Source organism: Nocardia sp. NPDC050712 (assembly GCF_040654295.1).
Lineage (GTDB): Bacteria > Actinomycetota > Actinomycetes > Mycobacteriales > Mycobacteriaceae > Nocardia.
The window spans coordinates 691,109-706,262 of sequence record NZ_JBFAHT010000004.1; the positions used below are offsets into that span (position 1 = coordinate 691,109).

The 15,154-nt window shown below is 70.7% G+C and carries 3 protein-coding genes; 2 read left to right on the forward strand and 1 reads right to left on the reverse strand.

What is annotated here, in order from left to right:
- Positions 1-23: 23 nt before the first annotated feature.
- Positions 24-776, reverse strand: a complete 753-nt coding sequence (locus AB0H76_RS31375; protein ID WP_357330934.1) for an alpha/beta fold hydrolase — start codon at positions 774-776, stop codon at positions 24-26.
- Between the two features lie 289 nt (positions 777-1,065).
- Here AB0H76_RS31375 and AB0H76_RS31380 point away from each other — a divergent pair, with 289 nt between their 5' ends.
- Together AB0H76_RS31380 and AB0H76_RS31385 are read left to right on the forward strand one after the other, a co-directional pair.
- Positions 1,066-9,309, forward strand: a complete 8,244-nt coding sequence (locus AB0H76_RS31380) for a type I polyketide synthase (protein ID WP_357330634.1) — start codon at positions 1,066-1,068, stop codon at positions 9,307-9,309.
- A gap of 4 nt (positions 9,310-9,313) precedes the next feature.
- Complete coding sequence (locus AB0H76_RS31385; protein ID WP_357330635.1) at positions 9,314-15,124, forward strand: SDR family NAD(P)-dependent oxidoreductase; 5,811 nt, start codon at positions 9,314-9,316, stop codon at positions 15,122-15,124.
- The last annotated feature ends 30 nt before the right edge of the window (positions 15,125-15,154 follow it).

Below are 15,154 nucleotides of genomic sequence, written 5' to 3' on the forward strand. Positions count from 1 at the left end.
GCGAAAATCATCGATGGACGGACCTACCCGGTCAATTTCTCCGATATCAAACGACCCACGGCCGCGCGCTGCGACTCCACGAAGAAATGACCACCCGGGTAGGTGTGCAGTTCGAATTCCCCGGCCGTGCACGAGCTCCAGGCCTTCGCTTCGTCCGCGTCGACATAGGGATCGCCGGCGCCGGTGAGGGTCACGATCGGGCATTCGATCGGCGGACCGTCCTGGTAGACGTAATTCTCGATGGCCCGGTAATCCTCCCGGACCACGGGCAGCAGCAGGTCGCGCAGCTCCGGATCGGTCAGCCAGGTCTGCGGGGTATCCGCGACCCGGTCGAGTTCCCGGACCAGCTCGGCGTCGGTGTACAGATGACTGTTCTCGGCCCGGACGGTGCCCGGCGCGCGACGGCCCGAAACCACGAGAAGCTTTGGCGCGGAATCGCTTCCGGCCAGCCTGCGGCACACCTCGAAGGCTACGATGGCCCCCATGCTGTGCCCGTACAGCGCGACCGCGCGCCCCGCGGCCACCGCCGGCAGTTCGGCGACGACTCCGTCCACCAGTGCCTCGATCGACCCGTGCCACTCCTCCAGGCGCCGGTCCTGACGGCCCGGGTACTGCACCGCCAGCGGTTCGATCTCCGGCGCGATGTTCCGCGCGAACGGCGAAAAATAAGATGCCGACCCACCGGCATGCGGGAAGCAGATCAATACTGTTTCTACTTGATCACGCGGCAGCGCTATGCGCCGAATCCAATTTTGCCGCATCGGCTTACCCGACATAGTCCATCTACCCGCCACTTCGACCACCGAGAGAACCTTGCTCCGGACGACGGTAGTAGCGGGATGAAAGTCCGTCAACGCGAATCGAGCGGCTCGGCCAACCGCACGGCAATAAAACACTCATTGCCCGGTAATTGGCCGGTAATCGCCGATTACCGGCCCCCCATTCGCCAGTTGTCGTGTTGCACAGCAACACCGGACTCGCCTACGATCCTTCTCGCTCGGATTATCGAGATATTACGGCGGGACTCTTTTCCTCAGTGGGGGTTCGTTTATGAATCGACAACCAATGGACCGCGAACAGATCGCGGTAATCGGGATGTCCTGCCGGCTGCCGAAGGCGGCGAACCCGGAGGCCTTCTGGGCGTTGCTGCGGGACGGCGCCAGCGCCCTGGGCGTCCCGCCGGCGGGTCGATGGGCCGGCACCTCGGCCGAGCCGGGCGTGCGGCGGGGCGGCTTCCTCGACGAGATCGGCCACTTCGACGCCGAGTTCTTCGGCGTCTCCCCGCGCGAAGCCGTCGCGATGGATCCGCAGCAGCGGATCGTGCTGGAGCTGGCCTGGGCGGCCCTCGAGGACGCGCGGATCGTCCCGGATGACTTGCGCGCGAAAACAACCGGTGTTTTCGTCGGTTCACATCGCGACGACTACGCGAGCCTGGTGCACCAGCACGGTGCGGCCGCGATCACCGAGCACACCATGACCGGCGTCAACCGCGGCGTCATCGCCAATCGGATCTCCTATCAGCTCGGCTTCCGCGGGCCGAGCCTGGCCGTCGACACCGGGCAGTCCTCCGCGCTGGTCGCCGTGCATCTCGCCTGCGAGAGCCTGCGCTCGGGCGAGTCCACCGTGGCCATCGTGGCCGGGGTGAACCTGAACATCCTCGCGGAGAGCGCGCTGGCCGAGGAACGCTTCGGCGGGCTGTCGCCGGACGGGGAGTGCTACACCTTCGACGAGCGGGCCAACGGGTTCGTCCGCGGCGAGGGCGCCGTGGTCCTGGTGTGCAAACCACTGACCGCCGCGCGCGCCGACGGCGACCGGATTCACGGCGTGCTGCTCGGTAGCGCGATGAACAACGACGGCGCCACCGCGGGACTGACGGTCCCGAGCGCGCAGGCCCAGGAACTGTTGCTGCGCAAGGCTTATGCGAACGCGGGCGTCGAACCGGACGCGGTCCAGTACGTCGAACTGCACGGCACCGGCACCCCGGTCGGCGACCCGATCGAGGCGGCCGCGCTCGGCGCCGCGCTGGGCGCCCGCCGGACCGAGGGCAACCCCCTGCCGGTCGGCTCCGCCAAGACCAATATCGGGCACCTCGAAGGCGCCGCGGGCCTGGTCGGCCTGCTCAAGGTGTTGCTGAGCATGCGGCACCGGCAGCTGCCCGCCAACCGCAACTTCGCCGTGCCCAACCCGGACATCGCGCTGGACGAACTGAACCTGACCGTGCATCGTGCGCTGACGCCATGGCCCCGGCCGGACCGTCCGCTGATCGCCGGGGTCAGCTCGTTCGGGATGGGTGGCACCAACTGTCATGTGGTGGTGCGGGATTCGCCGCTACCGACTGCTCCGGACGGGATCGATCCGCCGGACGCGCGCCCGTGGGTCCTCAGCGGACGTTCCCCGGCCGCACTACAGGGGCAGGCGCGCCACTTGGCGGACCGGCTCGAGGCGGACCCCGGATTCGATCCGGTGCGGGTGAGCCGCTCCCTGATCACCGACCGGGCCACCTTCGAGCATCGCGCCGTCGTGCTCGGCGCGGACCGGGCCGAACTGCTGGCCGGAGTGAGCGCGCTGGCCGACGGGGACGTGGTACCCGGCATCGTGCGCAGCCCCGCCGCGGGTGCGCTCCCGCACCCGCGCGTGGTGCTGCTGTTCCCCGGCCAGGGCCATCAGTGGGCCGGCATGGCGCTGCGGCTCTGGGCGAGCGAGCCGGTGTTCGCCGCGGCCATGACCGAATGCGCCAGTGCGCTCAGCGAATTCGTGGACTGGGACCTGGCCGAGGTGCTGCGCGCGACCGACGGGGCGGCGCTGGACCGGGTGGATGTGGTGCAGCCGGTGCTGTTCGCGGTGATGGTCTCGCTGGCCCGGCTGTGGCGCGCGTTCGGGGTGGTGCCGGACGCGGTCGTCGGCCACTCCCAGGGCGAGATCGCCGCGGCCTGCGTGGCGGGCGCGCTGTCGCTGCGGGACGCGGCCCGTGTGGTGGCGCTGCGCGCCAAACTGCTCACCCGGATCGCCGGGCAGGGCGGGATGGCCTCGGTGTGGCTGCACCGGGACGAGGTCGCCGCGCGGATCGCGGCCTGGGCGGGACGACTGTCGGTGGCCGCGCACAACGGCTCCGGCTCCGTCGTCGTGGCCGGCGAGGTCGCCGCGCTGACGGAATTCCTGGCGGGCTGTGCCGACGACGGCATCGAAACACGCCGCATCGCAGTCGATTACGCCGCGCATTCCGCGCAGGTCGATCAGGTTCGGGAGGAACTCCTGGCCGTGCTGGACGGCATCGAACCCCGCCCGGCCGAGGTGCCGTTCCATTCGACGGTGACCGGGGAGGTCATCCCGGGCACCGACCTCGATGCCGAGTACTGGTATCGCAGTATGCGGCAGACCGTGCGCTTCGAGGAGACCGTCGAAAGTCTGCTGGCGGATGAACGCGGCACGGTCTTTATCGAGGTGTCCGGGCATCCCATGCTGGCCGTCGGCGTCGCCCAGACCGCGGAAGCGCACGGAACGGCAGCGGCCGTGGTCGGCTCGCTACGCAGGGGCGAGGACGACGCCGCGCGCTTCCAATCCGCACTGGCCACCGCCTTCGTGCACGGCGTCGCCGTGGACTGGACCGTCCTGCTTCCGAAACGCGAAGTGCCCCAGGTAGATCTGCCCACCTACGCGTTCCAGCGCAGGCGGTTCTGGGTCGGCGAGCGGACCCGGGCGGTCACCGCGTCCGAAACCGGTCTAACACAGCGGCTCGCGCACGCCGAGCCCGCCGAGCGGCGCCGGGTGCTGACGGAACTGGTGCGCACGCAGGCCGCCGTCGTGCTGGGGTACGCGGACACCGCCGAGGTGGCCGACCGCAAGACCTTCAAGGATCTCGGCGTCGATTCGCGCACCGCGGTCGAATTGCGCAACCGGATCCACGATCTCACCGGCCTGCGGCTGCCGACCTCGCTGCTCTTCGATCAGCCGACTCCCGAGGCGCTGGTTCGCTATCTGGACTCCGAATTGGTCGAGATACCCCAGGCCGCAACGGAACCCGTCGCGGCGGCCACCGAGGAGCCTATCGCGATTGTCGGCATGGCCTGCCACTATCCCGGCGGGATCGAGTCGCCGGCGGATCTGTGGCGCCTCGTCGCCGCGGGCGGCGACGCCATCTCCGAGTTCCCGGGGAACCGGGGCTGGGACCAGCCGGTCAACAGTTCGGTGTCCCTGGGCGGCTTCCTGCACCAGGCGGACACCTTCGACGCGGCGTTCTTCGGTATCTCCCCGCGCGAGGCGCTGGCCATGGACCCGCAGCAGCGACTACTGCTGGAAACCGCTTGGGAAACAGTAGAAAACGCCGGGATCGACCCGGAGACTTTGCGCGGCAGCCGAACCGGCGTCTTCATCGGCGCGATGGCCTCGGACTACGGGCCCCGCATGCACGAGGCGCCCGAGCAGGTCGCGGGCCACCTGCTAACCGGCGGCCTGGCCAGCGTGATGTCCGGGCGCATCGCCTACCAGCTGGGCCTGCTCGGGCCCGCGACCACGGTGGACACCGCGTGCTCGTCCTCGGCCGTCGCGCTGCACCTGGCGATCCGGTCGCTGCGCTCGGGTGAGTCGTCGCTCGCCCTGGCGGGCGGTGTGACGGTGATGTCGACACCCGGTATCTACGTGGAGTTCTCCCGGCAGCGGGGACTCGCGGCCGACGGGCGATGCAAGCCGTTCGCGGCGGCCGCCGATGGCACCTCCTGGGCCGAAGGGGCGGGCCTGCTGCTGGTCGAGCGGCTGTCCGACGCACAGCGCAACGGGCATCGAGTGCTCGCCGTGATCCGTGGTTCCGCGGTCAATTCCGACGGCACGTCCAACGGACTGACCGCGCCGAATGGACCGAGCCAGCAACGGGTGATCCGGGCCGCGCTGGCCGACGCGGGACTGTCCGCCTCGGACGTGGACGTGGTCGAGGCGCACGGCACGGGCACCACGCTCGGCGATCCGATCGAGGCCGAGGCGATCCTGGCCACCTACGGTCAGGCCCGCACGGCCGAGCGGCCGCTCTTCCTCGGTTCGCTCAAGTCCAATATCGGCCACGCCCAGGCGGCGGCGGGTGTCGGCGGGATCATCAAGATGGTGCAGGCCCTGCGCCATCGCGTCCTGCCCAAGACGCTGCACGTCGACGAGCCCACGCCGCATGTGGATTGGAGCTCGGGCGCGGTCGAGTTGCTCACCGAGGCGCGGCCATGGCCCGCTACCGGCGCGCCCGAGCGCGCCGCGGTGTCCTCGTTCGGGATCAGCGGCACCAACGCGCACGTGATCCTCGAACGTTTCGACGAGGAACCGGCGGTGGCCGAGCCGCCGGGAAAGCCTGTCCCCTGGTCGATTTCGGCGCGTGACAACGAATCGCTGCGTGCCCAGGCGACTCGACTACGGACGTTCGTCGCCGACCATCCGGAGACCGGTCCCGCCGAGATCGGCCGGGCGCTCAACGCCCGCAGCGCCTTCGAGCACCGCGCCATCGTGACCGGCCGCGACACCCCCGAGCTGCTGGCCGGGCTGGAAGCACTGAGCCGAGACAACGCGGCTCCGAACCTGGTGCTGGGCAATGCCCGTGGCGCGGGGTCGACCGCTTTCCTGTTCGCGGGGCACGGCGCACAGCACGCCGGGATGGGCCGTGAGCTCTACGCCGAGTACAACGTCTTCGCCGATACGCTGGACGAGGTCTGCGCGGAACTGGATCGCGGTGGCACGCGGCCCCTGCGCGAAGTTTTGTTCGACACCGATCCCGCGCTGTTGCAGCGGGCCGAATACGCCGAACCCGGCTTGTTCGCCTTCGAGGTCGCGCTGTTCCGTCTGCTCGGCCGGTTCGGCCTCAGCCCCGATCTGCTGGCCGGATACTCGGTCGGCGAGCTGACGGCGGGCTATGTCAGCGGACTGTTCTCCCTGGCCGATGCCGCCGAATTGGTCACCGCGCGTGGTCGTCTCATGCAGGCGGTGCCGGCCGGGGGTGCGATGTTCGCGATCGCCGCCGGGGAGGTGGAGATGAACCGCACGCTGCTCGGGTACGAGAACGACATCCGGATCGCGGCGGTGCACACGCCGGACTCGGTCGTCCTCTCCGGAGACGAGAGCATCGCCGAGTTCCTCGCCGCGGGGTGGGCCGCGCAGGGCCGGGCCACGGACAAGCTGCCGGTGAGCAATGCGTTCCATTCGCCGTACATGGACGAGATCGCCACCCGGTTCCGGGAGGTCGCGCAGGGTGTCGTCTTCCGTACCCCGGCCCTGCCGATCGTATCCACGCTGACCGGACGCCTGGCCTCGATCGATGAACTGCGCTCGGTCGAGCACTGGGTGCGACAGGCCACCGGGACCGTGCGCTTCCTCGACGCGGTGCGCACCCTCGAGGCGCAGGGCGCCGGCCATCTGGTCGAGGTCGGCCCGGATGCCACCCTCGCCCCGATGGCTCGGGCCGGGCTCACCGCGCCCGCCACCGTCATCGCCCCGCTGCGGGCGGGTCACCCCGAGACCGACACGTTCCTCACCGGGCTCGCCACCGCCCAAACAACCGGCCTACCAGTCGATTTCGCACCACTGCTGCCCGCGGCCGGGCAGGTCGACCTGCCGACCTACGCCTTCCAGCGCGAGCGCTTCTGGCTCACGTCCCGGGCGAGCACCGACCCGCGCGCCCTCGGGCTCGACGCGACCGGGCACCCGCTGCTCGCCGTGACCGTCGAACTCGCCGAGCGCGGCGGCGCGGTGCACACGGGAACGCTGGCGGTGGACACGCTGCCGTGGCTCGCCGATCACGCGATCGACGGTCACGTCCTGGTGCCCGCGACCGCGTTCCTCGAGCTGGCCCTGGCCGCCGGGGAGCGCGTCGGCGCGCACCGGGTGGAGGACCTCACCCTCGTCGCCCCGCTGTTCCTGGCCGGTACCGGCGCGGTGCGGATCCAGGTCGCGGTGACCGCGGCCGATGCGAGCGGGAACCGGGCCTTCACCGTTCACTCCCGTTCCAGCGCAGACGAATTCGGCCCGTGGACCCAGCACGCGACCGGCGCGCTGAGCACCGCGCCCGCGCCGAGCACCGCACCGGTCCAGTGGCCGCCCGCCGGTGCGGAACCGATCGACCTGGCGGACGCCTACACCCGGCTGTCCGAACTCGGCTACGAGTACGGCCCCGCGTTCCAGGGTCTGCGCGCACTCTTCCGTCAGGGCCCGGATCTGTTCGCCGAGGTGCGGTTGCCCGACGAACAACACAGTGACGCCGCACGTTTCGGCCTGCATCCGGCCCTGCTGGACGCGGTGCTGCACGCGCACGTGCTGAGCGCACCGGTGGCGGCGGGTCACGTCGAGCTGCCGTTCGGCTGGGCCGGGGCGATACTGCACGCGGCCGGGGCGACCGAGGTGCGAGCCCGCATCACGACGACGGGACCGAGCAGCATCGCGATTGCGATCGCCGATCGGAACGGCTCTCCTGTCGCGGAGATCGAATCGCTGTCGCTGCGAGCAGTCGCCAAGGAGCAACTCGCCGAGTCCGCGCGGCGGAGCGGCCAGGCGTTGCTGACGGTGCACTGGCCGGTTGTCGACGCGCCGGTCGCACCGACACCACGGTGGGCCAGGCTGTCCGAGGACGAGCTCGCGGGCGCGGTGGGCGTCGAATACGCGGTGGTCGATCTCCGCGCTGCGACGTCCGGCATCGCGGCCGCGCACGAGGTCACGCGGCGCGCGCTCGGCTGGGTTCACCGATGGCTCTCCGACGATCGATTCGCCGATGGGCGACTGGTTTTCGTGACCTCCGGTGCGGTGGCCGTCCGCCCGGGCGAAGACCTGCCGGACTTGGCGGCCGCGCCGGTGTGGGGGCTCATCCGGTCCGCGCAAACCGAGCATCCCGGTCGATTCGTGCTGGTAGATCTCGACGATCCCAGCGACGACGCTGGGTTGACCTCCGCACTCGCGAGCGGTGAACCGCAGATCGCCGTTCGCGGCGGAGAACTGCGGGTGCCGCGGCTGACTCGCGCGTCCGAGCCGGAACGTGCGGCACCGGCGTTGAACCCGGCGGGCACGGTGCTCATCACCGGCGGCACCGGCGGGCTCGGTGGGCTGTTCGCCCGGCACCTCGTGCGCCGACACGGCGTGCGCAGATTGGTGCTGTGCAGTCGCCGGGGCACGCAGACTCCCGGGGTCGCCGAATTGGTCGCGGAGCTGACCGGTCTCGGTGCCGAAGTGACGGTGGCCGGCGTCGATGTCGCGGACCGCGCCGCCGTCACCGAAATACTCGCGAACATCCCAGCCGCGCATCCCCTGACCGCTGTGTTGCATACCGCCGCTGTCCTCGCCGACACCACGGTGACCGCACTGTCCGACGACAGCATCGACACGGTCTTCCGCCCCAAGGTCGACGCGGCCTGGCACCTGCACGAGCTGACCGAAGACAGCGACCTGGCCGCGTTCCTCCTGTTCTCCTCGGTATCCGGGCTGGTGGGGATGGCGGGCCAGGCCAACTACGCCGCCGCCAACACCTACCTGGACGCGCTCGCCGCGCACCGCGCCGCGCGCGGCCTGCCCGCGACCGCGCAGGCCTGGGGCCTGTGGGACGCCACCGTCGGCCTCGGCGGCACCCTGCGCGAGGGCGACATCGCCCGCTGGGCCCGCCTCGGCGTCACACCGCTGACCCCGGACCAGGGACTGGCACTGTTCGACGCGGCGCTGGGTAGCGCCGCACCGCTCGTGGTCCCGGCCGCGCTGCACCTCGCCGCCCTGGGCGACGCGGACGAAACACCGGTGCTGTTGCGCGAACTGGCGCCCAGGCGAGCCCGGCGGAACACGACGAGCGCACCCGCCGAGGACTCGACCGGATCCTGGGTGCGCGAGCTCGCGGCGCTGCCCGAGGACGACCGATCCGCCGACGTGCTGGCCCTGGTCCGCTCGACCGTCGCGACCGCGCTCGGCTACACCGACCCCAAGGCCATCGAGCCGGAGCGCGCGTTCACCGAGCTGGGTGTCGACTCGCTGGCCGCGGTCGAACTGCGCAATCAGCTCGGTGCGCTGACCGGGCTGCGCCTGCCGAGCACGGTGGTGCTGGACTACCCGTCGGCCCAGGCGCTCACCGCGTATCTGGTAGCGCGCGTTGTTGTCCAGGAGGCGCCCCCGGCCGATCCGATTCACACCGGGCTGGATTCGGTGCAGGCCTTGATCGAGGCGGCGGGACCGGACGAACAGATCGTCCTGCGCCTGAAGGAACTGCTGGAACTGGCGGGCGGGAGCGCCGAGCGTGGCGCCGACGCGCACGAGGACCTGGCGGCGGCAAGCGATGAAGAGCTCTTCGCCTTCGTCGACGATGGACTCGGGTGAACGCGTGGCTGATGAGAACGAACTACGGGAGTACCTGCGCCGGGCGATCGCGGACGCGCGGGCCGCGCGCAAGCGCCTGCGCGAAGTAGAGGAACGCGACCGCGAGCCGATCGCCATCATCGGCATGGCCTGCCGGTATCCGGGCGGGGTCGCCTCGCCCGCGGACCTGTGGCGCCTGGTGGACGAGGGTGTCGACGCGATCTCGGAGTTCCCCGCCGACCGGGGCTGGGAGGAACTCGGCGATCTCTACGATCCCGATCCGGACAACGTCGGCAAGTCCTACGTCCGGCACGGCGGATTCATCGACGACGTCGCCGCTTTCGACCCCGACTTCTTCGGGATGTCGCCGCGCGAGGCGATGACCATCGATCCGCAGCAGCGCCTGCTGCTGGAGAACACCTGGGAGGCCCTGGAAAGCGCGGGCATCGTGCCCGCGAGCCTGCGGGGCAGCCGGACCGGTGTGTTCGTCGGCCAGATGTACCACGACTACGGCGCCCGGCCCGACCTGCCCAAAGAGGGCTTCGAGGCCTACCTGACCAGCGGCAGCATGGGCAGCATGGCGGCGGGCCGGGTCGCCTACACCTTCGGGCTTGAGGGCCCGACCGTCGCGGTCGACACCGCGTGCTCGTCCTCGCTGGTGTCGATGCATCTGGCCGCGAACGCGCTGCACCGCGGCGAATGCACGCTGGCCTTCGCCGGCGGCATGACGGTGCTCGCCACCTCCCAGCCGTTCAAGGAATTCAGCAGGCAGCGGGCGCTGTCCCCGGACGGCCGCTGCAAATCGTTCGCGGCGGCCGCCGACGGCACGTCCTGGGCCGAGGGCATCGGGATCCTGCTGCTGGAACGGCTTTCCGACGCGCAACGGCACGGGCATCGGGTCTTCGCCGTGCTGCGCGGGTCGGCCGTCAACCAGGACGGCGCCTCGAACGGCCTCACCGCGCCGAACGGTCCCGCGCAGGAGAAGGTCATCCGGCAGGCGCTGGACAGCGCCGGCCTGCAACCGGCCGAGGTAGACGCGGTGGAGGCGCACGGCACCGGGACGCGGCTGGGCGACCCGATCGAGGCGCAGGCCATCCTGTCGACCTACGGTCAGGGCCGGGCCGCCGACCGGCCGCTCTGGCTGGGCTCGATGAAATCCAATATCGGCCACGCCCAGGCCGCCGCCGGGGTCGGTGGCGTGATCAAGATGGTCGAGGCGATCCGCCGGGGCAGTCTGCCTCGCACTCTGCACGTGGATGAGCCCTCGCCGCATGTGGATTGGGAGTCGGGCGCGGTCGAACTGCTCGTGGAGCCACGAGCGTGGCCGGAGACGGGTGCGCCGCGCCGGGCCGCGGTGTCCTCGTTCGGGCTCGGCGGCACCAACGCGCACGTCATCCTGGAGCAGGCTCCCGAGGTGGCGGCGGAGACCACCGCGACCGCCGCCCCGGCCACGCTGCCGTGGGTGCTGTCCGCGCGGACCGCGGCCGGGCTGCGGGACCAGGCGCGCAGGCTACGCGGCTTCGTGGACCAGCGTGCGCCCGAAACCGCCGATGTGGCATGGACTCTCGCGACCGGACGTGCGGTACTCCCGCACAGCGCCGTGGTGATCGGCCGGAGCCGCACCGATTTCCGGCGTGGACTCGACATCGTCGCCGCCGGTGAATTCGGGCCGGGGGTGACGCGGATCGACCGCACCGAGCCCGGCCGGCTGGCGGTGCTGCTGAGCGGTCAGGGCGCCCAGCGGCTCGGGATGGGCCGTGAGCTCTACGGTTCGTCGCCGGTGTTCGCGGCCGCGCTCGACGCGGTGTGCCGGCAGGTGGACGGGGAGCTGGAGCGACCGCTGCGCGCGGTGCTGTTCGCGGCGGAGGGTTCGGCGGACGCGGCACTGCTGGACCGGACCGCCTACGCGCAGGTCGCACTGTTCGCGGTGGAGACCGCGCTGTTCCGGCTGCTCCAATCCTGGGGCGTCACACCGGATTACCTGCTCGGTCATTCGATCGGCGAGGTGACCGCCGCGCACCTGGCGGAGGTGCTGAGCCTGCCGGACGCGTGCCGCCTGGTCGCCGCCCGCGGCCGGGTGATGCAGGCCGCGCGCACGGACGGTGCGATGGTCGCGATCGAGGCCAACGAGGACGAGGTCAAGTCCTCTCTCGCGGGTTTCGTGGACACGGTCGCCATCGCGGCGGTCAACGCCCCCGACTCGGTGGTCATCTCCGGTGACGAGCGCGCGACCGAACGGATCGCCGCCGAGTGGAAAGCGCTGGGGCGCAAGACCAAACGCCTCGCCGTCAGCCATGCGTTCCATTCGCCGCATATGGACGAGGTACTGGGCGAATTCCGGGCGGTCGCCGTCACCGTGACGTTCGGTGTGCCGCGCATTCCGATCGTGTCCAACGTGACCGGTGCACCGGCGACCGCCGGGCAGTTGTCTTCGCCGGACTATTGGACCCAGCACATCCGGGAGCCGGTGCGGTTCCTCGAAGGGGTGCGGACCCTCGAGGAACTGGGCGTCACCGACTACCTGGAGCTCGGCCCGGACGGAATGCTGAGCGCGCTCGTCGCGCGCGGTACCCACGGCGCGGTCGGGCTGGCGCTGCCCGCACTGCGCGCCAACAAGCCCGAGACCGACACCATCGCAACGGTTCTGGGCGCTCTGCACGCGCGCGGACGCGCCGTGGACTGGCCGGCGATCCTGCCCGGCGCCACGCGCACCGAGCTGCCGACCTACCCCTTCCAGCGGCAGCGCTACTGGCTGGAACAGCGGAAACCGCCCCTCGACACCGCCGAACTCGGGTTGACGCAGACCGGTCATCCGCTGCTCGGCGCCGCGGTGCCGCTCGCGGGCGAGGACGGAATACTGTTCACCGGGCGGGTATCTCAGCAAGCGGAACCTTGGCTGGCCGATCACGCCCTCTCGGGTGCGGTACTGGTACCCGGCACCGCCCTGCTCGAACTCGCGCTGCGGGCGGGCGCCGAAGTCGGCTGCGACCGGATCGCGGAACTCACCCTGACCACGCCGTTGGTCCTGCCCGATCACGGTGGGATTCAGCTCCAGGTCCGGGTCGGTGCCGCAGACGAATCCGGTTCCAGGACAGTCGATGTGCACTCGCGCGCAGAGACCGTCTGGCAGCACCACGCCAGCGGCCTGCTGACCGTCGCCGAGCCGAGCACCGCTGTGCCGCAGGCCTTCCTGTCCTGGCCACCCGTCGACGCCGTCGAGGCCACCCTCGTGGACGTCTACGAACGGCTGGCCGAACAGGGCTACGCCTACGGCCCGGCGTTCCAGGGCCTGCGCCGAGCGTGGCTGCGGGGCAGCGACATTCTCGCGGAGGTCGCACTGCCCCCGGTCGCCCATACCGGGGCCGACCGTTTCCTCGTACACCCGGCGCTGCTGGACGCCGCGCTGCATCCGCTTCTGCCCGGTGTGCTCGGCGACGGCGCGACCGGACTGCCCTTCGCCTGGCGCGGTGCGCGATTGCGCGCCACCGGGGCGACGATACTGAGAGTTCTTCTCACCAAAGCTGATTCGACCGTCACGCTCATTGCGACCGACGAGTCAGGCTCCCTCGTCGCCGAGGTAGAAGCGCTGGCGCTGCGCCCCTTCGCCAAGGAGGGGCCTTCCCAGCCGAGCATCCTCCGCGAGGGAAGGTTCCAGGTCACCTGGACACCGGTCGACACCGGACTCCTTACCGCCGACCCCGGAGACTGGGCAGTACTCGGCGCGATGCCCCACTCGATCGACGGCGTCATCACCCACCACTACCCCGACCTGGCCGCCCTGACCGAGGCCATCGATCAGGGCGCGAAACCCCCAGCCGCACTGCTACTTCCGCTCATCCCGGCAGAGGTGAGCAACCTCCCCACCGCAGCACACGAAACATTGAGCACGACACTGCGCACCACTACGTCCTGGCTCACCGACAACCGCTTCGCCAACACAACCCTGATCATCCGCACCACCGGCGCCATCGCCGCAGGCGAAGAAGACGTCCCCAATCTCACCCACGCCGCCACCTGGGGTCTACTCCGCTCCGCCCAAACCGAACACCCCGGCCGGATCATCCTCATCGACACCGACACAACAGCCACCCCCCTACCGCCGGGCATAGCGAACGGCACCGAACCCCAACTCGCATTACGCAACAACACAATCCTGGCCCCCCGCCTCACCCGCGTCACCACTCCCCGCGGGCTCACGGCACCTCCGCAGCCCACACCCGGGGAGCGCGCCGCAGCCCCGGAAACCGCCGCAACCGCAGAACCTAGCGCGACCAGGAAGCTTACAGCCGCAACGGAAGCCACAGCCACGCTGGAAACCATCGTGACCCCTGAGCCCATCACGGCCGGGGAACCCACCACGGCCTTGAAATCCGCCATGCCCCTGGAGCCCACGCCAGTCCCGGAATCCACCGCGGTGCCAGAATCTAGAGCGGCCAGGAAGCACACAGCTGCAATAGAACTCGGCGTGAGCTGGAATTCGGGTACGGCGACGGCCTCGGAATCCACCGCGACCGCTGAGCGCAGGGCGGCAGCGGAACCCGCCGCGAACTGGGATCAGGGCACGGTGCTGATCACCGGCGGTACCGGCGGGCTCGGTGCGGCGCTTGCTCGCCACCTCGTAACCGAGCGTGGCGCAAGGGATTTGCTGTTGTTGTCACGGCGCGGGGCGGATGCTCCGGGTGCGGGCGAGCTGCGTGCCGAGCTGACCCAGCTCGGGGCGGCAGTGCGCATCGTTGCCTGTGATGCCGCTGATCGGGATGCGCTGGCGGGGGTGCTCGCGGCGATCCCGGCCGACCAGCCACTGTCGGCCGTGGTGCACACCGCGGGCGTGCTCGATGACGGGGTGCTCACCGCGCTCACCGAGGACCAGCTCGATCGGGTGCTGCGGCCGAAACTCGATGCGGCGTGGCACCTACATGACCTCACTCGCGATCTGGAGCTGTCGGCGTTCGTGCTGTACTCCTCGCTCGCCGGGCTGCTCGGCACAGCGGGCCAGGCCAATTACGCGGCCGGAAACACCTTCCTGGACGCACTCGCGCAACACCGCCGCGCGCACGGGCTGCCTGCGGTGGCGCTGGCCTGGGGGCTCTGGGAGGAGGCCAGCGCGATCAGCGCGACGCTCGGCGAGGTGGATCGGAAACGGCTGGCGCGCAGTGGTATTCGGGCACTGTCCGGGGCCGATGCGATGACCCTCTTCGACGCCGCACCGGCTTCGGGCTCGGCGGTGCTGGCGCTGACCCGGCTCGACACCACCCTGCCGCGGACCGCGGGCGAGGAACCACCGGCGTTGCTGCGCAACCTGTTCCGCCCCGCGCCGAGTGGCCCGCCGGGTGGCGGGAGCCTCGCGACCAGGCTGACCGGGCTGACCGCGGAGCAACGCGGCCGGCTGCTGGTCGACCTCGTCTGCGCTCAGGTCGCGGGGGTGCTCGGGCACAGCGACGCGGACAGCGTCGAACCCGCTCGCCCCTTCCAGGAGCTGGGCTTCGACTCGCTGACCGCCGTGGAGCTGCGCAATCAGCTCGGCGCGGTGAGCGGGATCCGGCTGCCGAGCACCGTGGTGTTCGACTATCCCTCCGCCGCCGCGCTGGCCGCCTACCTCGCCGAACAGCTGGCGATCGAGCCCGCCCAGCCCATCTTCGCCGCCCTCGATTCGCTGCGATCGATGCTGGCGGGGGTGGCCGAGGACGAGCCCACCCGGGAGCGCATCGCCGCCCGCCTCCAGGAACTGCTGGAACTGTCCGGAACGGGCACCGGACTCGACGCCCGCGAGCACGACAATCTGGCGTCCGCGAGCGACGAAGAACTGTTCGCCGTCATCGACGGCACCGACGGGTAGCGACCGCACAACTGAGGACGGATGGTCACC

What these genes read in the sequence shown, in the direction of transcription:
- AB0H76_RS31375 (WP_357330934.1), bottom strand. Translation starts at nt 776, where the DNA reads ATGTCGGGTAAGCCGATGCGGCAAAATTGGATTCGGCGCATAGCGCTG.
- AB0H76_RS31380 (WP_357330634.1), top strand. Translation starts at nt 1,066, where the DNA reads ATGGACCGCGAACAGATCGCGGTAATCGGGATGTCCTGCCGGCTGCCG.